The organism is Acidovorax sp. KPB24-03 (assembly GCF_057546605.1).
Genome location: NZ_BAAJYR010000011.1, coordinates 12,690 through 33,808 on the forward strand (window position 1 = coordinate 12,690; position 21,119 = coordinate 33,808).

A 21,119-nucleotide genomic window follows, 5' to 3' on the forward strand; every position below is an offset into this window, starting at 1 on the left:
GCATCGAAGAGGCTCGCTCGGGCTCAACAAAAGAAGAACGAAGGGCACCGACACGGCTAGGAAGCCTTTCTGAAAAGCCGAGAGAACAGATGGCCATCAAAGGCGCCGCCGTGCTCCACCATTTCGTGCCCCCCAGCCGCATCGGACCACCAGACGCTGCGCGCCTGTTGCGATCGCAGGATATCGCGCCCGGCGCTCCAGGGCCGGCCATTGACTGTGCTGCCACTGGACGATGGACTCAGCCCCAGGTCCGCCAGGATGCCCGCCATCGAAGGTGCAGCCGCTGGTGCCGACTGGTCTGCGTGAAACGGCCATGGCAATACGGAAAGCCTTGCATCCAACTCTTCCGCAGGCAGGGCCAGCCTGCGGGCCTCGATGATGGCGTCCCGCGTGCCGAAGAAGAACCGTTCCAGCGTCGGGTCGGATACCAAAGCGCTGGTCCGATCGGTGGCGATGGCCACTGCCGTGATGGGATAGCACCGCCCGATGCGGTCCGCACTGGGGGCCAGCACGCCGCACACTGGCGAAGTTTTCCCGCCCAGGCTGGCAATGAAGAACCACAGTGGCGACTGAATAAAGCCAGGCTCCCATTGCCCGGGTCCCTGCGCACGCAGTTGGTCCAGCCCACGGCTCACCCAAGCGTCCCATTCGTCACCGATGGCGCGGGGCATCCTGCGTCCCACGAAATCGCCCTGCCCCGGCAGCTTTCCAAACCAGGAGATGCGGGACTGCACTTGTGGCGATGCTTGACTCACAGGTTGCCAGGACACTCGAACTCCTCCATGGCTTTGAGACGGAAAGGATTCAGCACACTGCCTGTGGTGATTTCGAATCGCAGGCGCCGTCCGTCGATGTTGAAAGCGGCAATGAAGCGCTCGGGTGCGTTGCCGGGAAGAATCTGCGCCCGGTCGAAGAACCGGTGCAATGCCCAGGGCCCCTCGGTGACCAAGCCAGTGTTTTCAGCCCCCGATCCGGTCAATTGCAACCGGACCTGCCCCGTGCCACGAGCTCCCGGCCAGTTCACCGACTTCGGAATCTGAGGTCCATGCTGGTAGCGCAGGACTTCGCCATCAACATCCAGCACCATTTGCGTGATGGCAGCATCCATCTCCAAGGGCTTGATGTCCAGCCGGATCGACGGTGCCTTGCCCCCGGCCCGGAAATAGACATCCCGAATGACGGAGGCACGCTGGAACGAAGCCAGCGCAGCAGAGCCGCCCACGGGCGAACCGTCCACACCCTGCTTGAAGCTCCAGGGATTGGTGGAGATATCGACCATTGGCTGCAGCGTAGTCCGGAAAAATTCATCCATGGTGCCGCCCACGGAGAACAGGCGGGCGAAGTCATCCGTCGTCACATCGCGGCCAGCGCTGCGCGTGAAGGGATAGCGACCCAGGATCGCGCGCCGGCAAAAGGCACCGATCGTGGCGTTGAGATTTCCGCCCACAGCGGCCCGCACGTCGCGCCCCACGAAAGCCGAAGTGGCTCCCGCCAGATCTTCGTACATGACGTTCAGGGGCGGCGGCACGCGCTTGGCTTCCGTGCGCACCCGCTCCAGCGTGGCGGACAGCGAAGGCGGCACGGTTCCACCGGCACTGACCTGCTGCCGTGCCGATGCGATCACTGCGGCCGCCTCGTTCAGCACCTGCAGGCTGGCGGTCATGGGAGAAGGGCCCGAACCGTTCGAGGTGGCCAGCCGCCGATATTCGCGGAAGCGGAAATCGACCAGATCCGCCTCCAGCGTACCGCTGGAGGTAAGCCCCCCCACATTCACCTGCTTGCCCGTCAGGCGGCTCAACTGCTCCTGCTCTTCCTTGATGCGGTTGATTTTCTCTCCCAGCCAACTGCTGGTTCCTCCCCCTGCAGACGGACGCTGGCCAAGGGTGGTTTCCTTAGCGACGGCGCGAATGAACTGCTCCAGGCTGGAATTGGCGGCAGAGTACAGGCGAGCCTGCTCTCCCGCCTGATCGAGGGAGGCGATGCGCACCGGTCGCACATCGGCCAGGAAGTCCTCCCATAGCTTGGCGTACTCCATCAGGTAAAGCCGCTTGACCTCGAGCGCCAGCTGGCCGGTCAGCACTTCGTTGGCCGTGCTGCGCCGCCCATCGGCCTTGCCCAGCACCCAGCTCTCCTCCTGGGACAACAAGGCCGTGACCTTGGGCAGTTCCTGCGCGAACGCCCCGTAGTACCCGTCATAGGTGAAGAGGCCGGAAATACCCTGGGTCAGCGGACGGCCACTGCGGCGGGAGAATACCTGCGGCGCCTCGGGCCCGCTGGCGCGAACCACCGTGAATTCAGGCGGCAAGGAATTGCCCGTCAGCAGCAGTTGCTTGAGCCGGCTGTAGGCCCGTTGGGCTGGTGACATCTGGGCCAGCCGCTGGCGCACTTCGGCCACCAGTTGCTGATCCATCGGCACCGGTGCCACCAGCGCGCGGTCCTGCATCAGATTGTCGAGGTGGTGGGCCAACTGGTTGACCACGCCAGATTGCACCAAGCCAGGCGGAAGAGACGTTTCCCAATCGTTGACCATCCATGCGCGGATGGCCTTGGGATTGAAGCGCTCGGGCTCGTACAGCATCAGGTAGACCTTCAGCGCTTCGAAGCTCGCCTCCGGGTTGCTGGTGGACGTCTGCTGCAGTGACCGGCGCAAATGCCGGGACAGGCGCGGAAGCCAGGCATCTTCGAGCAGGCGCATGTAGGTGGCGTCCGCAGCCGTCTGGACCTTGGGCACCTGCAGCAGGCCCTGGCGCCAGCTCAACGGGGCAGAGTCGCCCTCGTAGCGCTGGCTCACGGCCAGGGTCTCCGCATTGTTCAACAGCGGCAGCAAGCTCACCATGTCTTCCGGGTCGGCGTCGCGGGCGTCGTTGACCGCCTGCTTGAGTGCCGGAACCCGGTCTTTCACTTCTCCGATGTAGGCGACGTTGTTGTCGTGGCTGACGGTCCATGCGACGGTCACGCCGACCAGGGCCAGAACCAGGGCAATCAGCCCTCCGGCCTGGGCAAGGCGCAACTGACGTTCTTTCTTGGCATTGCGGCCGGTCAAACCCGCTTCATTGAACATCACGCCTTTGAGCAGCGTTTCAATGAAATAGCTTTTCCCGCTCTTGGCTCCCACCGAAGCCCCTGCGGGCGAGGGAACCGCGAACCGGCGCGAGAGTGCTGAAAGCACCCGGTCGAACGGCATGCCCTCTTGCGTTCCGCTGGTGAAATACACGCCGCGGAAAAGCGGCTTTTCCTTGAACCGGGACGATGCGAAGATGGTGGAAAGCGTTTCCTGCAACACATCGCGCAAACCGACGAATTGCTGAGGAAGGCCGTAGATCAGCCCCCGTCGCGACAAGTCAGGCTCGGAAAGCAGGCGCTGCGGCAAGAGGCGGTTGATCTGCCCCGCCAGTTCGTCGAACTCAGCACGGAAGCGGGCTGCCGGTTCCTCTTGCACGCCCCCTTCGTTGTACGGGCTGGTGAAGCCCCAGACCTGGGCCCGCTCCTCTCGGTTCATGTTGCCGAAGAACTCGTTGAACCCCGCCAGCAAGTCGGTCTTGGTGACCAGCACATACACGGGGAACTTGATGGCCAGCTCTTCGCACAGCTCGCCCAGGCGCATACCAATCAGCCGCGCAAGGCGTTCACGCTCCGCGTCGGTGCTGCTCAGCAACTCCTGAACACTCAACGTGACCAGCACGCCATTGACAGGCTGCCGCCCCCGGAATCTGCGCAGCAAAGACAAGAATCCGCCCCAGGCGGCCTTGTCTTGCGTCTCATCGCTTTCCTGGGTCGTGTAACGTCCTGCGGTGTCCAGAAGCACCGCCTGATCGGTGAACCACCAGTCGCAATTGCGCGTGCCACCCACGCCCCGAATCGAAGCCTTTCCGAACTGCGCCTCCAGCGGAAAATCCAGACCGGAATTGACCAGCGCCGTGGTCTTGCCGGAGCCGGGCGAGCCGATGATCAGATACCAGGGCAACTGGTAGATGTAGCGGCGATTCAGCCGTCCGAACCAGCCTTGTTCCGTTTGTCCAAAGCGCGTCTTGCTCAAAACGCTGATTGCTTCCTTGAAGCGGGTTTCGAGTTCGGCGACTTCTTCTTCCCCTGGACCGGCTTTTTCAGCCGGCCGGTCACCCGTGCCGAACCGGGCCAGTTGGGACAGCAGGCGAGCGTTCATCTGCTTCGCACGCCACCACTGGACCAAAAGCTTCAAGAACCAGAACGCGAAGATCGCAAAGATCAACCAGCCACGGACCTGAGGGCTTTCCAGTGGTTGGTATGGCTTGATGTAGATGAGCGGTCCGATGAACCAGATGACCAAGCTCAAGAGCACCAGCCCCAGCAGGACCAGCGTGAACCGGTTGAACAGGAAATCGAATATCTTGCGGAACATGCTTATTTTTGATTGGTGGCGCCGCCCTGGGGATTTGCACCCGGGGTGAGTTGCAGCTCGCTGTCACGAGTCTGCGGGGCAACATGCAAAACGATCTCCACGCGGCGGTTGAGCGCCCTGCCTTCCGGCGTAGTGTTCGGCGCTACCGGATCGCTTTCTGCACGGCCTTCAGCATGCAACCTGCGCCCATCGGAGACGCTCTTCGTCAGCATCGTGGTGACAGCCTGCGCACGCTCCTGGGACAAATGCCAGTTGGAAGGAAACCGGGCGGTGCGGATGGGAGAGTTGTCGGTGTAGCCATTGACCACGACCTTCCCGGACACCTCGTTCAACGCAGCCGCAATGCGCTCGATCACGCCGACGTACCGAGGCTTGACCACCGTGGCCCCGGCATCGAACAACCCATCGCCGCGCAGGATGATGATGCTTCGATCCGCCAGGTCGTTCACCTCCACCAGACCCTCTCGAATTTCGGGCTCCAGGAACTGGCGCAACCTGGGCTTGGGCGCGGCGGCGATGACGGCAGGGGCCTGCGGAAGCCGGATACCGTTGATTGATGCGAACAGATCGTCGGATCGCGATGCGAGGCGGTAGTTGAACCAGAGAAAGATCAGAAACGCGATCAGCAAGGCCAGTGCGGCCGCCACCCAAAAGGGAATCAAGGTCCACGGCGGCACCGCCGCGCGCTGAACGCCACGCCAATGCAGCGACAAGGCGCCGCTGCGGTCCCCCCTCGCCCCTTCGATGACTTGAAGCAGACGGGCCTTGAGGCTCTCCAACTGGCTCTTGCCGTTTTCGACGACGTGGTAGCGGCCTTCGAAACCCAGCATCAGGCAGAAATACATCAACTCGATGAGGTCGATGTGCTGGTTGGGCGTCTGCACCAGCTTGGAGAGCAACTGGAAAAACTTCTCGCCTCCCCAGGTTTCGTTGTGCAACGCGACCAGCAGGCTGTATTTGGGCCAGACACCCGAGCCACCCCAAGGGGTCTGCGCCGCCGCTTCGTCGATCGCCGTGCAGATGCAGTACCGGGCACCGATGATGGTCTCCATTGGCACGCCGGTGTTGCCGGCCCGGCTTTCGAATTGCCGGATGTTTTCCAGCAGAAACTGCTGAAATCCACCAGGGTCGCCATTGGTGGCCATGGCCCGGATCTGCGGGATCAGATTGAGCAGCGTGTTGGAGGCAGCCACCAGCGGATTACCGCCGCTGACCACATCTGGAAGCGCTGTTTCGCGCACCGCGCCGCCAGGGGTGTGAGGTGCCGTGGTCCCGGCCCGTGGCGCAGCGGCTCCAGTGCCCGTATCGAAGGCAAATACATTGCCAGAGGTTTGAATGGACATATCGGTTCTTAACGGCGAATGGCCCACATCTCAAGCTGCAGTTCAGGAAACTCGCCGGAGACGTGCAAGGCCAGGCCGCCGGAGTTTTGAAGTTGGCGCCACAGGTCGTGCGCTGTATCCAACTCGAAATACGAGTAGCCGGCGTGGTAAGGAATTTCGCGGGGAGCGACCGGCAGGGACCGCAGAGTGACGCCAGGCAAATGCAGATTGACCAAGTCCCGAATGCGCTCCACCGGGCCCAGTTTGATCTGGGTCGGAAAGTGCGCCCGCAGAAACTCCACCGTCGCCTGCGAATGGACCGCCAGCACGAAGTCGCAACTGGTCAGGAGTTCGGTGCTCGGGATCAGTGCGACATGCACGCCATACTGGCGTTCCTGCAGTTCGATCTGGATGGCGTTTTGTTCCAGCACTGAAGACAAGCCACGCCGCAGCTCCAGCATCAATGGCAGGAAAGAGCTTCGCAAATCGTCATGGTCATAGGCAGGCATGGGCGCAGGACGCCGCTGGTCGCGCGTGAAGGTGGCCAGTTCGCCCGCCATTTTGAGCAGGTCATCGAACAGCCGCTCAGGATGGATGGCGCGGATCCGAACCCAGTGCTCCACCGCCGGCTCCCAGCGGTTCAGGAACTGGAGCATCAGGAAGTCGCCGACCTCCCCCACGCCGCCGCGCCCCGGCTGGGTCAAGCGCTCCTCCAACGCAGCGCCACGCTGGCGCAGCAGGCCAAACAGCTCACGGCAGAACACCGCAAGGTTGGACATATCGGCATTGGTGACGACCGTGGGTATGAAGGTGGGATCCAACAGCAGCGAGCCATCTGCGCGGCGCTCCACCACCTGCACCAATGGCAGACTGACCCAGCCATCGGCAATGTCGTGCGATGCACGCAGCGCGAGCTTGATCTGCCCGACCTGCACCTCGGCAGCCTGCGCTCCAACGTCGTTGGAATCCGCCACTTCGATCACTTCTGCAGCGTAGCGCACGAGTGCGCTCGGCTCGGATCCCAGAGACACTTCAGCAGCCATGCGCCTGCGCATCGGCAAAGCCAGATGAATGACCGTGTCTTTGACGTCTTTGCCGATGCTCAACGCAGGCGGGGGCTCGTCGTGGTGGGGAAAGCTGAAAGGCGTACCGTCCGGCAACACCCCTTCGGCAGAGATCAAGCCGATCTTGCCCAACGCGAGAAGCTCCGTGTCCAGGACGAGGCTCGAAAACCCCCAGAAGAAGAACTGCGTGGGCAGCGTACGTGCCTGCACCAGAAAATCGGTGAATCGATCTTGCTGCTGAAAATGCTGAGGGCGCAAGAACATGCCCTCCGCCCATACGACCTTGCGCTGCCAGACCATGATAGTTACTGCGTTTTTTCTTGGATTTGAACTTTGACGGCATCTTGGGAGACGGTGACCAGATAGCGCACGGGCTTCAGGCGTTCAGTCTCACCCAGACCCCACCAGCGCCGGCGCATCTCCACCGAATTGGGTGCCGGCGCAGTGGCGCGCCAAGTGCTTTTCTCCAGGTCACGATAGCCCGCGAAGAATGCAAAGGCACGGACCTCGGCACTTCCTTTTCGCTCAAAGACGCGCCGCTCCCCTGGGACCACCAGAAACTCTTCACGGCGCACGAAGTCGCTTGCCAACTGCGCTTCGTCTTTTTCTTGAAGGTCCAGAAAACTGGCTTTGTCGAACGCAGCGGTGGCACGCAATTCGTACATTCGAAGCAAGATGGGCTTGGGAGCGCCATGCACATCGGGATTGAGCTTGGCGTCGGCAACCACTTCGAACACGGCTGGAGGAACGGCCGTAGGGGCTTCCTGAGGACGGTTCATCGAACTGATGACTCCGCACCCAGCGAGACCCAATACGCCAACACCCACGGCCCCTCCGAGCAAAGCACGGCGCAATCCATAAACCCGATCAAGCATCGTCGATTCCTTTGTTGGTAGAACTGGTTTCACAGCCCGTCTTCACTGGGTGACACCCAAATGGCGAATGCGCTGAAGTTGTCCTGGTGCGGCTTCCCCTGCGCGCGCAGCGTGGTCTCCATGTGCTCCAGCCAATCTTCCGGGTTCTGGCTGAGCCGCAGTGCCTCTTCCATATCGTCTTCATGAATGCCTTCCCAAAGTCCATCCGAACACAGCAGGAAGGCATCTCCCGCCACCAGATCGACGGCTTTGGAAAGCACGGTGGGAGGAATCTGCGATTCGGCCCCGACAGCGCCCGCAAGAACGCTTCGATTGGGAAGGTCCCGGGGGTCCTCGTTGCGATAGACCCCCGCATGCAGCAGTTGCTGCACTACGCTGTGGTCTTCCGTCATGCGATGCACTCGCTGGTCCCTGAACCAATACAGCCGTGAATCGCCCCAATGCGCCCAGAGCGCCCGACCCTTGGCCAAGTCCAGGCACAGCAGGACCACCGTGGCACTCATGTGCCTGCGGGAAACCGACAACGGTTGCTCCACCGCGACCGTATGCTCGGCCATCGAAATCAACGAGGCCAGGCCTGCGGGGGCGAACAGCGGGTTGTGGCGAAACCCATCAAGGACCGCGTTGACCGTCAGCCGCGCAGCCAATCCGCCGTGACCGTGGCCACCAGCCCCATCAGCCAATGCGCAACAAAACCCGCGGCCTCCTACATCCACCATTCCCAGGAAATCGTCGTTGGTCGCGCGCGAGCCCCTGTCCGAGAGCGACGCTGCGGTGAGACGGAACCGGTACTGATCGCCAACAACATGTGCAATCACAACTTGGCCTTTGCAGCGGCTTCCGCGTTCTCATAGGCTTCCAGAAAGGCCTGGCCAGAGAAGGCAGTGAGATCGTCCTCCGCGTCCCGACGGATGGCATCGAAGTTTTTCTTGTATTCGTCCCACAAAGCCGCCTTGCGGCCGATGGAGGAAACCTTTCCAAGCATCCCGCCAATGGAAGCGGCCTGCTTTTCCAGCTCGACCGGGTCAAAGCGTGCCAGCGCCTCGGCATAGGCCGCCCGAATACCGGCCATCAATGCCAACTGGTGCACACACAGGTCCTGGTAGGCGTCCTTCATGGCCGGAACTGGCTGCATGAACCCCGGAAAATTCTGTCCGATCATCTGCATGATGACGCCATCCGGTGTGGGCAAGAACTTCAAGGGGTTGTTGGCACCGGAGGCGATCACCGTGACGCCCGCGCGGAACTCCCGCTTGATCTCGGAGCGGGCTGCCAGCAAGTCAATGGTTCCCTGCACCGCGACACGGAACGCCTCGCCAAAAGATCGCATGAATTCCGGCGTGAGCGTGGGTTCCAGCTTTTTGGGCAGCACCCCGGCGCCGTCCAGAAAAGCGGTGACCAACGCGCTCAACTCCGCGGGAGGCATGCCCGCCAGGCCTGGCAAAGTAGCCGGTGCAGGAAAGTCGGAAGAAGGCGAAGGCGAAGGCGAAGGCGAAGGCGAGAGTGCAGGTGCAGGTGCAGGTGCAGGTGCAGGTGCAGGTGCAGGTGCAGGTGCAGGTGCAGGTGCAGGTGCAGACAAATTGGACGGTGGAAGCGGCTCCAAAGGTGCCGCAAAGGACATGATTTCGTCCCGGTGTTGCACTGTCCGATCCTCCAGGAACGCCGGCGGGACTGCACTTTTTTCCAGGACCGGAGACACCGGCTCAATGGGAGGCAGCCAATCGGAATCCGCTGCAGGCAATCCACTTCCGAAACTGTCCAGGTTCAGCCCCTCCACCTTACGAAGGCCTGGCAAAGGCGCTATCACAGGCTCGTTCGGTAACGGTATCGCCAGATCGGGGGGCACGACCTTGGCCTTCGTGGAAGACACCGCCGCATCGACGCTGATGGCCTCGATGCCCAGCGCCCCCACAGGGAGACGCTCGTCCGTACCGCTTCCAGCAGCCGTACTCTTCGGCATGCTGAAAGCCTGCGATAGATCGCATCCAGGCACTGCAAGTGAAGTGTCTTGAAGGGCTGGCGATTCGCGGTCCTGCTGAAACAAACGCAACGGGTCCAACTCGTTGCGGGGATCCAGCGCCTTGGGCAGGCCTGCATGGGCAGGATTGTCCATCTGATGCTCGAAGCGTCCGGAAACCGGCAACGCTTTCAGCAACTCGTCATGACGAAGATTGGCGACGTCCGTCAGACTCTTCGTCTGCAAGCCACCGGCCCAGGGGTCGCCCTTTTGCGCCTGCTTCTTCGGGTCCTGTGCAAACAGATCGAAATCGTCCGGGATGACCAGTGCCCGATGCGCAGCTGCCGGCGCGTTCCGAGGCATTGGGGTATCGTCCCATCCGGAAGGCAGCGGCGCAGTGGCAACACCTGCAGTTGGAGATAGGTCTGCCGGCAGCACAGGCACTTGCAAACGGGTGTCCCAGGACGAATCGGAGACCAGAGGCTCGGCCGGCACACCAGGAGGCACCCCGGCAGCGGCCACCTCTTCGTGAGGCATCGCCATGAACGCAGGCACGGTCGGCGGTTCCGCGTCGGAGGATGCCTCGATGGGGTCTGAAACCAGGCCCAGGATGGCAAAAGGATTGGTGTCGCCCGCATCAGCCGGGGCTTGCAACTCCTCCAGGAGGTCGCTTGCCGGCGTTTGCGGAGCGGCAGCGGGTGCGACCTCCAGAGGAGCGACCGGCGCAACATCTGCTTTAACGGCAGGTGCCACTGGAGCAGGCAAGGCCTGCCCCGGCAGCAACGCGTACAAGCGATAAGGGCCGATGACCACTTCATCACCGATCGCCAGCGGCACCTCTTCACCAGAGCGTACCTCCTGTCCGGCTACGGTGATGGAGCGGCGTTCGCAAAGGTTGGCGATGAAAGCCGCCTCGGACTCCATGCGGACCATCGCATGCACGCGGGCCACACTGGCATCGGAGTCGGGCAGCACCAACTTGTTCTGCCCTCCTCGGCCGATGGTGCCTCCGGCAACGCCGAAAACTGCAGACCAAGTCCGATCTACTGCAAGATCGGCCTGTTGAGCGACTCTGAGTTCGACTTTATCCATGGACGGTGCCTGACTGATCCGCTTTGCTTAAGGGGCTTTTCGATTGCTGCGCTGCTTTGCACGGGCTGCCGCAGCGCGCGCCGCATTGAACTCCCGGCCCCAAACGGGGTGCCCCTTTTCCGCCTCGGTCAGCTGAAAGGTGGGATCCTGTTCGAGCGCCAGATCGAAATGCTGGCGACATTGCCTGAGCCGGCCCATCGCACAGTGGCTGAAGGCGATGAACTTGAGCACTTTTACCTGAGAGGCCAGCGGAAGTTCAGCAGCGCCGATCAAAGGGGTCAACGCAGCAATCGCATCGTCGTAACGACCATCTGCATACACATCCAAGGCACGCGCCAGCGCTTGCTCCTTGGCAGCCACAGGATCCTGCTTGGCAGGTTCAGGCACGGCCGGCTGCTGACTTGCGGCATCCGCTCCCGGCGTTGCCGTGGCCTGAGGGGGCGTCTGGCAGGCAGTCAGCAACAGGCCGAGCATGCACTGGCCAACGATCAAAGGAAATCTGTATTTCATGCTACCTCGCATCAAAATCATGTTCGATGGTGAACGTCTCACCATCGATGACCGTGATCACTTTCTTAACGGTTTCAAAGCCTGGATTAGACAACTCCAGCGAATGGGAGCCAGCCGGCAACTTCAACTGGGTCAATGGAGGACTCACCCCCATCGCCTTGCCATCGACTTGCACGTGCCCCCAGGGCGACAGCCGAATGCGGACATTGAATGCAGCGTCTTTCTCTGCAGTCTTGAACAGCGCGCTGACCGGCACGGAATTCGATGTCTGAGCGGCAGTCACCCGGGATGCGGGAACCGCAGCTGCAGTGACCGCCTCCGCCGCACGGGCAGCACCCGGGGTTTTCCCAGGGTCTACAGAGGCATCCAGCACCGGTTTACCGCAGCGGGTGGCCCATCGTGCCTGCGAACGGAAGTAAGCGCTGCGCCAGGGCGTGTTGTTGAGTTCATAACCATCGATCTTGAACGAGGGACGTACAGCGAAAGCCGCGTCGAATTCCGATTCGCAGCGCTTTCCCTCTCCGTTCGTGCAATAGATGAATGCCAAATACTTATGCGCTGATGCGCGCTCCTGTCCATCCGGCAGGCCGGCGAACAAGGCCGATTGAAACGCGCGCTCGGCGGTCTGAAAATCTTTGGCGTCAAACAACGCAATGCCTTGACCCAGATATTGCCGGCCGGTGTTGACCGGGGCCGTCTCAGACCTGCCGGGTGCGGGTTTTTCGTCGCAATCTGCAGCGGCGTGAAGCAACGGCGCGTGACTCAGCGCCACCAGACAAGCAACGCGTCCAAGCGCAATGAATGGCCTGAAATGCATCATTCGAACTTGTGCGTTAAAACGACCGACTCGCCCTTTTTCACCAACACCATCTGTGTCACGGTAGGCGCAACCGGGTTGGAGATATCGATGCGGTGAAGCCCCTCGGACAAGGTCAACTGGGTCAATGGCGGAGTCGTTCCTGCCGGCACCCTGTCGACCGATACGTTCCCCCATGGCATGACGCGCAAAATAATCTTGCCTTTGTTTTCGGCATCTGCCGTGCGGGTTACCTGCGCAGGTACCCGCACGGCCTCCTCAGACGTGGGCAGAGCACTCGGCGCTGCAGGAACCGAAGCCGCCGGCGTCGGCACGGATGCGGGAGGCAGCTTCGCGGGTGCAACATCCGCCACCACCGTGGGTGCCGATGCCGCCATCACAGGAGCCGAAGCCGGGGCCTGCTGCGTTACGGGAACCGAGGCCGGCGCCATGGCCGACGTCAGCGCAGCAATTCGTTCTTCGGCTTCAACACGGTGCACACCATTGGGGAAAAGACTCAAATAAGTCCGCAATGAATCGGGCGTATTGATGCGGGCCGCCAGCATCCATTGGTCCGATTCCTGGGCATCTTGGGCCACGGCCGCTGTCTTCGCAGCGTCATCACCACTGGTGATCCACCATGCGCCACCTGCCGCAACAATCAATGCAGCGAAGCCCAATGCAGGGATCAGCCACACGGGGCGCTTGGTTGGCGGGGCATGTGCGGCACCTTGTTGGTTGGCCGCAGGTTTGGTTTTCCGGGACTGCGCTTTCGCAGATGACTCTGCAGAGGGCGATGGCGGCGCATGCACCGGCGCACTGGCAGCCTTGGAGGGCCGAACGTCAGTGGATGGGCGTTGCTGGTGTGCGGTGTCCAAGCCAGACACAACGGGGGCATAAGCCTCGCTGGGCACGGCGCCATGCCGCGCATCGGGGTGAGGAGCGATTGGCGCAACGGCCTCTGCAGGAAGCTGCGGTGCAGTAAATGCCGCTGGAGCCGCAACCGCCGATGGGACGTGCACGGGCTCATCCATTGAAGGATCACTTTCTTCGGCCACACTGAGACCCATCAAACCGGAACTGGGCCATGACAAGGTGACCGTCTTCAACCCCAGGAGGTGCCGCAGATCGCCGATGGATTGCGGGCGTCCTGGGGTTTGATCGCCAAAGCGTGATGCACGCCACTGAGGAATCTGGCACTGAACCCCGGACAATTTTCAGGCACGAGGGTGGACACTGGATCGTTGATCATCCGAGCCACCGACGTCGCAGGCGGACGACCGGTGATCGAGAGATAAAGCAACGCGCCCAACTGGTAGATGTCCGTCCAGGCGCCTTGGGGCATGGCGCCGTCATCGACGTACTGTTCAATGGGTGCAAAGCCCGGCTTCAAGACCATGGTCAGGGCCTGGGTCATGTCCCCGATGATTCGCCGCGCTGCGCCGAAATCCAGCAGCACCGGCATGCCGGAAGATTGCAGGAAGATGTTGTCCGGCGCGATGTCCCGGTGGTAGCAGTCCGCAGCGTGCAGCATCTCCAGCACATCGAGGATGGGAGCGATGATGGTCGACAGCCATTGTTCGTCCATGGCCTTCGGCTGCTGATTCAAAAACGTCCGGAAAGTCTGACCTTCGTAATACTGCATGACCATGTATGCAGTACCGTTTGCCTCAAAGAAGCGATAGACATGCACCAGCGCAGGATGCGAGAACTTCGCCAACAGACGCGCTTCGTTGATGAAACTGCGCAAACCTGCGTCGAAAGCGCCACGGTGCTGGGAGCGGACGTGGATCTGATTGGACTCCTTTCGGCCCGCCAACGTCGATGGCATGTACTCCTTGATCGCCACGATGCGATCAAGACTCAAGTCTCTGGCCCGGTAGACGATGCCAAAGCCGCCCTCTCCAATGACATCGCTCAGTCGGTATTCACCAACCTGGACACCGGGAGCCAGGCAGTTCGCCGAACCACTTATTTCCTTGTGCATGTTTTCACGCTTTTGCGCATCTATGTCGTGGAAGTTGAAGAACGAATCAAGTCAACTCTGAGTGCCCTGCGCACCGAGCCCCAAGGCAGAGATGAAAAGCAGGGGCACTTGCCGCCAAACAGGCCAAGTGGGATTGTGGACGGGGTTCCTGCACGCACGACCCGGGTCTAGCCCTGGCGTGCTGCCGCAGCATCATAGAACAGCGACAGGCCCGGGACGCTGTAGACCCCTCAGATCGCAGCATCCAAACAAGACCCCTTGCCATCACGCCATTTTTTTTGGAAGTGGCGAGTCTACCTTCACATGCGGTAAACCCGTTACCTATGGAAGCCAATTCAAACTGCAAAACAAATTGTTTCTTCTGTTTCTTTGGGGCGCCAATTAGTCCGAACTTGCATCACCGAAATGACATGCGGCACTCTTATGATCGCCGGCAGATAAACAGATCACGGATCGGCATCGCAATCGCGGTCCAGAGGGAGATCGCCGCACAGGCATTTATTTTTCCTCTTGCTGCCTTTCTACACAGTGACTGTTTCTTCAGGTCAGCGCGTCCCGTCTGTTGAAGGGCCCGCAGACTTTTCATTGACTTTGCGTACCAAACATCGCAACTACAGGAGAAGCAATAATGTCAGTCGATATGTTCATGAAGGTCGAAGGCGCCAGCGGTGAGTCGCAAGACTCCAACCACAAGGGCTGGACTGACATCAACTCGTTCACCTGGGGTGCCACCCAGCCGAACTCCATGGCCAGCGGCGGTGGTGCCGGCGCCGGCAAGGTCACCTTCCATGACCTGAACATCGTGGCCGCCATCGACAAGTGCTATCCGGCCGTGCTCAAGCACTGCTCCACCGGCAAGCACTTGGGCCAAGTGGAAATCTCTCTTTGCAAGGCCGGTGGCACGCAAATCGAATTCGGTAAGATCACCCTGACCGACGTGATGGTGACCAGCGTGACCGTCAGCGGCACCGACGGCAGCGACTCTGTCCTGGTGAACTATGCCTTCCAGGCAGCCAAGGTCAAGACCCAGTACTGGGAACAAACCAACCAAGGCGGCAAGGGTGCGGAAAGCCAAATGGGCTTCAACATCAAGGAAAACAAGGAAGCCTAATACGCTTCTTGGCCAACAAAAAAGCCACATTCGTGTGGCTTTTTTTATGGCTTAATTTTTTCTTCGACGATCCATTATTTGGAGTCGGACCCACCTTATCGCGGGCTATATCCATCCGCGGCCGACCGGTATAAATTGTTCCCTGAATAAAAGTCAAAGCCGCAAATCGGAACCAAACGCCAGCGGTTCAGATGCCCCCGGCAATGGGACATCCGCTCCATCTGCCATCGAGGAGACGCCAGTTCATTCCCACTCCATCATCAACAGGCCGTCCAAACCCGCATGGTTAAAGGGAATGGCTGGGATCGACATGGGGCCTTACCGTCGCTTTTACCGTCAGAAGCGCACATCTTTTTGCTGGCGCGGGAAATGGAGCGATTTGCGAGGAAGCGACTTTCTCGACTTCATTGTCAATCATCTTCAATCTTACCCGCCCCCACCGATTCGAACCAGCCGTCTCCCGACAGGTTGGGCAGTCCTCCGATATTGCCATGCTCATGGCGTCTCAGAAAACGCTCTCAGGAGAGCCTTCCATGAGCAAGGCCCACGCAACTCGCAAACCCTTTGAAACGCCACAAAAGTCGGCGCTGGGCGGCCGCGTCTTCAAGATCTCGCTCAAAGGGATTCCACCGGTCAATGCCAAGATGTGGGCACAGATGGTCTCCCACATTTTCTATTTTCAGCCCCACAACATGCCCGCGTTTTTATCATCGCAGAGTGTTGAGCCTGGCCGGATCTCGGCCCAATGAAAAGCCATCTGGGCTGGATACCAATGGGATGAATTTCCTATGACGCAGAACAATGGTGCAACTCCATTTAACCTGTCTCTGCTTCAGGCAGTTAGTGATTGGCAACGTGGCGGCGACGCGAAACAGAATCTGCGCCGTGGTCAGGTGTTGAAGGACGCATGCTCTTACCTCCCGGATCGCTACCGTACTGGCGCTTTGGTTTGCTTTAGGCAGATTGCTTTGAAGAAGGGTGGCGTTTGGGACCTCATCGGGGAAGATCGCCTCCCTGAAAAGGTCTCTTCGTGGACTTTCGACATTGAGGTCGCCAAGCAGTTTAAGAATGGCGTGCCGCCAGAAGGCCAGGGGTATCAGGGTGTCATCTTGTGCATCGCGCCCCCGTTCCAAAGTCCAGTCATCGTCAATCTGCGGGAGCTATACAAGGACCAAGCGTTCTGCGACGCGATGGAGCGAAACAAATCAGCGATTACAGGCTTTTCGGATGGAGCGGGTCGTTACTGGGGTAGTCAAAGCGAGGTTGTACTGGAGATCGACGCAGTCTCCCAAGACGATATCTACTCGGTGGGCGGTCACTCAAGCCCGTTCGAACAACTTGTAGACATGGCGGCTGAAGTGATCTACGGGCCCGAGGCGACGCCTGCGGAGCGGGCGGCCTTGTTGCTGGAAGCGGAGCAAATCCGGTTTCACGCAGGCCCAAGTTGGTTGACTCCTGACGCTACCAAGCGCGTTCTTGCTAGGACTAAGCCTAAGGCTGAAGCGTTAGTCGGGATCAAGCGCACTCAAGATGCTCTGGGGCTCGATATTGTCGGCAGGCGCTGAAAACAAGAAACCCGCCATCACTGGCGGGTTTTGGGTCTTAGGTGAGGCCGCTCAGATCGAAGCGTCGGGCACTTCGGCGATCTCTGGATAGCGCCGGTCCTTACTATGCGTGCGTGCGGCAACCTTCACCTTCGAACGCATGGAAGAACAGAAGGATTCGGCAATGAATGCGACCGCGTTCACCGTCGACTTCCTGCGCCGCAAGGAGACGCAAGCGTTTTCGCCGGCCATGTGCATCAGCAAACGCGAAGGCGAAGGCGACATCTTCCCGGTGCAGGCCGAACGCGCGCAGGAATTCCTGAGCTCGCCCCATTTCGAGCAAGTCATCGTGGGGCTGAACGGCCGCACGTCGGTGCTGCGCACGATTGATCCCAAGACCTTCGTCGAGTTCAAGCACTGGATGAGCAGCCTGCCCACCAGAGATCCGCTCAAGCGGCACCGCGACCAGCGCCAGGCGCTGGCCGTGGAGGAACTGCTCTCGCTGGGAAAGCTGCTGTCCAAGCGGTAGCAGTCCTCGGCGCCACCGTCGCGCCCCGTCCCCTGAAGACAAAGCCCACCGGCGAAGCGCCCTCACCGCTGGACCAGGACTTCATTCGCGCGCGCGGTAGCCGTCCACGTAGTGGTCGTGGTGCTCGCTGCAGAGAAATCCGAGTTCGACCTCGAACTCGGCCGGCTCGTTGCAGAACTCGCACCGCGCACAGCGCAGGCGCACCGCCTGTTGGCAGGCCGGGCACCGCGGCGCTGCCTCTTCGAAGACGTCATCCACCAATTGAAAATCGGCGAGGCCTGTCACCACACCACAGTCGAGACAGGCGGCCTGGGATTCTTCGTCGGTGTCCAAGTCATCCGCTTCAGGATGGGGCCCGCTCAGAGGCACTGCCGGGGCGCCCCACAAGAATATGCGCAGCGGATCAGACATGACCACAGCTCCGCCGTTGCAGCATCGCCAACATCTCCCGGTCACGCTCCTCGGGTGTGGGAATGCGCCACTGCGGGCGGTGTTTCATCGCGAGCGCGTGGAAATCGGGAGCGATGACCTCGTGCACGAGCGCGTACATAAGCGGACGCACTGGCCCCTGGTCGATGACGACCATGCCGGTAGTGAACTGGGTGATGCGGTCGATGAGGTCATCGGCCCAGTCGGCACCCGCATCCAGCGCCAGCAGCGCCGTCTCAAGCGCCTGGGCGAAGTAGCGCTCCACGAGCATCAGCTCTGCCAGCGTTGCCAACGCGTGCGGGAAGCGGCCTTCGTGCGCGGCGAGCAGGTGCTCGACCGCGGCCTCCGTAAGCGGCTTCTCCGAGGTCAGCAAGAGCGCGGCGATCCAATGGGCATAGACATGCCCCTCGTTGGCGATCGCCACCATCTCGGCCACTGTGCTTTCGTTGGCCCAAGAATCGAGCGCTGGGAACGCCTGCCGCTCCAGCGACGTGCGAGCACTATGAGCAGGGTGGATCGACAGCACCTGGTCGAACGCAGCGACGAAGCGACGCACTAGGCCCGCCTTCAGGTCCGCCACGAGGTCGGTGTAGGGACACCCGAAGTGGGCCCTGGCGTACGCGTGGTAGCGCTTGCTCAAGGAGCCGATGTCGGCGAAGGCCAGGCTGGCCTGCTGCTTGAGCTCGCCGATGGTGCGGGCCGGCGAGGTCGCACTCTCGGGCAGGCGCAGGTGCTGCTCCATGACGATCTGCGAGGCCCGCTTAAACTCCTCGGCCATGGACATGACCTCCAACTCGTAGGCGCTTCTGGGCAGCAGTGCGTTGAAGACGTGAGTCACGGGCGCACAGCCCGCCTGTTCGGGCGGACGCATGAAAGTGCGCTGGAACGCCGGCGCGTCGAACCGTCGGCGGAAGACGGCGTGGCGCCTGGACAGCGCCGTGATGGTGAAAGTGCTTGATTTGGCCATGGGCCCTCCTGGAAACGATGCGTAGCCCCAACCACTCGACAGAGATCGAGCGGACGCGTTCAAGATGCTGGGGGCCGAACTTTTCGACAGGGGGCGCGCTAGCGTTGCTGGCAAGGGACTGGCGAGGACCGGCTACCAATGTAGCACAGCGGCAGTACCAGTAACAGAGCGAAGGCCACTCATTTCAGCGCTGGCGCCTGAGCCAGCGCGCTGCGCGACCGGCCTCCTCCTACGCGCATTTCGGGGTGGCCTGCGCGCCCGCAGCCGGTTTTGGTCTTACGGCAGCCGCCCGTCCCCCACCATACTGGCCACGCCGCCGCAGACATCGCGTCTGCACCGCCACCGTCGACACGCCCCCGGCACATCCGGTGCCCAACCTTCGCTGGCGTTGCGCACATCACGCGCCTTCTGATCCTTGCGCTTGCAGCGCCCTCCCCGGCGGATGGCGCTGTGCGGGGCCCGGCTTGGGTCCTGGCTGCGCTGGACACGCTGCTGCCGCGGCCCCCCAGCGACGACGAAGTCCGCTTCTTCCACCGCGAGTGCGGTGATCGAGGACTGCGCGCGGTCAACCTAGCCGAGAGCGGCCATCTGCACCTCCAGATGCAGGTAACCGACCTGTCCGCGGAGTTCGAATCGGTGGTCGACTTTTGCCGGCACGCCCTACATACAGCGGGCCAGCATCCAGTCCTAGATTTGCGTGCGGGGCGAGTACAGTGCGATCCCGTGCGTATTCGCCAAGCAATGCTCGCGCTACTGGAAAACGTCCGGAAGTACGCGGTGCCTGGCTGGATTCTGATCCAGACGCGACAGGACAATGAATGGTGTTATCTGAGCGTAGAAGATGATGGGCCAAGCCGACCTGACCTATGACACCCGCAAGCTGATTCCAGACCTGATCGGTGACAGCAGCGATCTGCCTGCCAGTCGCAGCCAGGCCGGTAAATGGACGCAGACCGTGCGCAGTCGCCTTCCCGAATGGATCGCGCAGCACGTGCAGCCATTGGTCCAAGAAGCTCTGAACCGGGAGCGCCTGGACGCGCGGCTCGAACTCGGTGGGCCGGAAAAGGACAAGCTGTTCTTGCACTACCTTGCCCTGGCCCAAGGCACTGGCTATGTGGCTCTTGCCGTCACGCTGGAATTCGGTGGCTGCGCGACTGGAGAGCCGCATCAGGTCTTTCAAGTGGACTGTGACATCGCCGCGCACCTGCCCGATGTGTCTTTCCCGACTGTCGCGCCGGTGGTCATGAGCATCGCACGCACCTTCTGGGAGAAAGCCACGGCCACGCACGTGTTCTGCGCGCAGGGCCGCATCCGCGGGGATCGCTATGCAAGGCACTGGCACGATCTGGCCGCGATCGCACGAAGTCCGCATTTCGCGGCCGTAATGGCCGATCGTGCAGTGGCAGGCGTTGTCGCCCGCCACAAATCCTTTTTCTTCATCGAAAAGAACACGGACGGTCAGGTCATCGACTACGCGGCGGCCACAACGGGGCACCTGAGGATCGTTCCTGAAGGCGAGGCCAGGGCCGCGCTCGCCAAGGACTATGCGGGCATGCTCGCCGATGAAGTAATGGTAGGCAGTGCCCTATCCTTCGACGAACTGCTAGAGGCATGCGCCGGACTCGAAGCCAAGGTGAACCAGACCGCTGTGTGAGCACAAGATCGACAACGTTCTCTTGTGGAAGCCCGGCGCATCGGTCTCTGCCTGGCCATGGCGCATGGCCTGAACACCAACGCAGTGCACACGTGGCTCGCGGGCGGCAGCCTCAAGCGTATGGGCGACGCAACTGCTGCGGCCGGTGGCTGCGTGCCTGGCCTGGCGTTCGTCCTTGTTGAGTTGCCGCGCCCCGCGCTCGTGGCAATCGCTCCCGAACCCCAGGCCGAGATCCGCATCGAAATTCAGTACGGCGGCCTGCACGTGACGCTCCAGTGTGCCGCCCGTACGGGCGCTGTGTACGCTGCGCAGTTGCAAGCGCTGGCCGATGCACTGTGTGCCGCCTGAGGAGCCGCTCCATTGATCTACATTGACACCCTGTGGCTATGTACCCAGCCGCAAGACATGCCTTCACCCGCTGACACGGCGGTCAGAGTTCCCTGACGCTCGAGCTTGCGTCCCTGGAACGGCAGCCCCGCCGAGACACCTTCCTGGCGGGCCATCAGCGACACGCTCATGCCTGGTTCATGCATGCCTAGTCATGTGCATAGTCCTGTTCCTATCTCCACAGACAAGCGACAGGACGGGGCCGGGGAATCAGAGGGCTATCTCACCAGGCGCTTTCTTGCATGGGCTTGCACGTGCCGATTCCGGTGCAGATGTAAGCTACGATAGGTCATCCATAAAACGATTGAGGGTGACGATGGCGACGAGTAATGACACGCCTGCGAGCCGTGAACAGGCTGTCCAGGTGCTTGAGCTCATGGCAACCCGTATGTCATGGTCTACAGCGCGATCGATCATTGCCAGCACGAGTCTGCATACGAGTCGGGGTTGGGGTGAGACCATAGCCAGCGCAAAGGAGGCTACGTACAGCGATGCAATCTGGGCGTCGGCCTACAAG

The 21,119-nt window shown here is 61.2% G+C and carries 19 protein-coding genes and 1 pseudogene; 6 read left to right on the plus strand and 14 right to left on the minus strand.

What is annotated here, in order from left to right; all coding sequences use genetic code 11:
* Positions 1 to 56: 56 nt before the first annotated feature.
* The 11 genes from tagF to AC27KI_RS03505 all read right to left on the minus strand — a co-directional run bounded on the left by tagF (position 57) and on the right by AC27KI_RS03505 (position 13,981).
* Entirely contained in the window at positions 57 to 770 is a 714-nt protein-coding gene (gene tagF / locus AC27KI_RS03455) for a type VI secretion system-associated protein TagF (RefSeq protein WP_487088465.1), read from the minus strand.
* The gene (gene tssM / locus AC27KI_RS03460; protein ID WP_487088467.1) at positions 752 to 4,378 is read right to left on the minus strand and encodes a type VI secretion system membrane subunit TssM; all 3,627 of its coding nucleotides are present in this window, start codon (positions 4,376 to 4,378) and stop codon (positions 752 to 754) included. Before tssM ends, tagF begins: the two co-directional genes overlap by 19 nt.
* 2 nt (positions 4,379 to 4,380) lie before the next feature.
* Positions 4,381 to 5,721, minus strand: coding sequence for a DotU family type VI secretion system protein (locus AC27KI_RS03465; RefSeq protein WP_284430792.1), 1,341 nt, complete (start codon positions 5,719 to 5,721; stop codon positions 4,381 to 4,383).
* Positions 5,722 to 5,729: 8 nt separating this feature from the next.
* Entirely contained in the window at positions 5,730 to 7,064 is a 1,335-nt protein-coding gene (tssK, locus tag AC27KI_RS03470; protein ID WP_284430791.1) for a type VI secretion system baseplate subunit TssK, read from the minus strand.
* 5 nt (positions 7,065 to 7,069) lie between these two features.
* A complete protein-coding gene (gene tssJ, locus AC27KI_RS03475) occupies positions 7,070 to 7,639 on the minus strand; it encodes a type VI secretion system lipoprotein TssJ (protein WP_317358671.1) in 570 nt (189 codons plus the stop codon).
* A 29-nt stretch (positions 7,640 to 7,668) separates the two neighbouring features.
* Positions 7,669 to 8,457 (minus strand): PP2C family protein-serine/threonine phosphatase, encoded by a 789-nt coding sequence (locus tag AC27KI_RS03480; RefSeq protein ID WP_487088470.1) that lies wholly within the window; start codon positions 8,455 to 8,457, stop codon positions 7,669 to 7,671.
* Complete coding sequence (tagH, locus tag AC27KI_RS03485; RefSeq protein WP_487112584.1) at positions 8,454 to 10,688, minus strand: type VI secretion system-associated FHA domain protein TagH; 2,235 nt, start codon at positions 10,686 to 10,688, stop codon at positions 8,454 to 8,456. The genes AC27KI_RS03480 and tagH overlap by 4 nt, the downstream gene beginning before the upstream one ends.
* 27 nt (positions 10,689 to 10,715) lie before the next feature.
* Positions 10,716 to 11,198, minus strand: a complete 483-nt coding sequence (locus tag AC27KI_RS03490) for a TssQ family T6SS-associated lipoprotein (RefSeq protein ID WP_284430787.1) — start codon at positions 11,196 to 11,198, stop codon at positions 10,716 to 10,718.
* Between the two features lies 1 nt (position 11,199).
* On the minus strand, positions 11,200 to 12,018 hold the full coding sequence (locus AC27KI_RS03495; protein ID WP_487088474.1) for a PEGA domain-containing protein: 819 nt from the start codon (positions 12,016 to 12,018) through the stop codon (positions 11,200 to 11,202).
* A complete protein-coding gene (locus tag AC27KI_RS03500) occupies positions 12,015 to 12,692 on the minus strand; it encodes a hypothetical protein (protein ID WP_487112586.1) in 678 nt (225 codons plus the stop codon). Before AC27KI_RS03500 ends, AC27KI_RS03495 begins: the two co-directional genes overlap by 4 nt.
* A 407-nt stretch (positions 12,693 to 13,099) precedes the next feature.
* Positions 13,100 to 13,981, minus strand: coding sequence for a serine/threonine protein kinase (locus AC27KI_RS03505; RefSeq protein WP_487112588.1), 882 nt, complete (start codon positions 13,979 to 13,981; stop codon positions 13,100 to 13,102).
* Between the two features lie 628 nt (positions 13,982 to 14,609).
* Between AC27KI_RS03505 and AC27KI_RS03510 the strand changes: the two genes are divergently transcribed.
* From AC27KI_RS03510 to AC27KI_RS03525, 4 genes are all read left to right on the plus strand, one after another.
* Positions 14,610 to 15,092 (plus strand): Hcp family type VI secretion system effector, encoded by a 483-nt coding sequence (locus AC27KI_RS03510; RefSeq protein ID WP_284430784.1) that lies wholly within the window; start codon positions 14,610 to 14,612, stop codon positions 15,090 to 15,092.
* A gap of 533 nt (positions 15,093 to 15,625) precedes the next feature.
* Positions 15,626 to 15,841 carry a hypothetical protein gene (locus AC27KI_RS03515; protein WP_487112590.1) on the plus strand — a complete coding sequence of 72 codons (216 nt, stop codon included), beginning with the start codon at positions 15,626 to 15,628 and terminating at the stop codon, positions 15,839 to 15,841.
* A 39-nt stretch (positions 15,842 to 15,880) separates the two neighbouring features.
* On the plus strand, positions 15,881 to 16,657 hold the full coding sequence (locus tag AC27KI_RS03520; protein WP_487112592.1) for a hypothetical protein: 777 nt from the start codon (positions 15,881 to 15,883) through the stop codon (positions 16,655 to 16,657).
* A gap of 109 nt (positions 16,658 to 16,766) precedes the next feature.
* Positions 16,767 to 17,165, plus strand: coding sequence for a GSU2403 family nucleotidyltransferase fold protein (locus tag AC27KI_RS03525; protein ID WP_487112594.1), 399 nt, complete (start codon positions 16,767 to 16,769; stop codon positions 17,163 to 17,165).
* An 81-nt stretch (positions 17,166 to 17,246) separates the two neighbouring features.
* Here AC27KI_RS03525 and AC27KI_RS03530 read toward each other — a convergent pair whose 3' ends face one another.
* Together AC27KI_RS03530 and AC27KI_RS03535 are read right to left on the minus strand one after the other, a co-directional pair.
* A complete protein-coding gene (locus AC27KI_RS03530; RefSeq protein ID WP_487112596.1) occupies positions 17,247 to 17,498 on the minus strand; it encodes a hypothetical protein in 252 nt (83 codons plus the stop codon).
* Positions 17,499 to 17,568: 70 nt separating this feature from the next.
* Positions 17,569 to 18,561: a hypothetical protein gene (locus AC27KI_RS03535; protein WP_487112598.1), complete on the minus strand. Its 993-nt coding sequence runs from the start codon at positions 18,559 to 18,561 to the stop codon at positions 17,569 to 17,571.
* 844 nt (positions 18,562 to 19,405) lie between these two features.
* Between AC27KI_RS03535 and AC27KI_RS03540 the strand changes: the two genes are divergently transcribed.
* Together AC27KI_RS03540 and AC27KI_RS03545 are read left to right on the plus strand one after the other, a co-directional pair.
* Positions 19,406 to 20,215, plus strand: coding sequence for a nucleotidyl transferase AbiEii/AbiGii toxin family protein (locus tag AC27KI_RS03540; protein WP_487112600.1), 810 nt, complete (start codon positions 19,406 to 19,408; stop codon positions 20,213 to 20,215).
* Positions 20,216 to 20,272: 57 nt separating this feature from the next.
* Positions 20,273 to 20,563 (plus strand): hypothetical protein, encoded by a 291-nt coding sequence (locus AC27KI_RS03545; protein WP_487112602.1) that lies wholly within the window; start codon positions 20,273 to 20,275, stop codon positions 20,561 to 20,563.
* Between the two features lie 56 nt (positions 20,564 to 20,619).
* On the opposite strand, the pseudogene AC27KI_RS03550 reads toward AC27KI_RS03545, so the two are convergent.
* Positions 20,620 to 20,745 (minus strand): annotated as a pseudogene (locus AC27KI_RS03550) (IS3 family transposase); the annotation flags it as partial.
* Between the last annotated feature and the right edge of the window lie 374 nt (positions 20,746 to 21,119).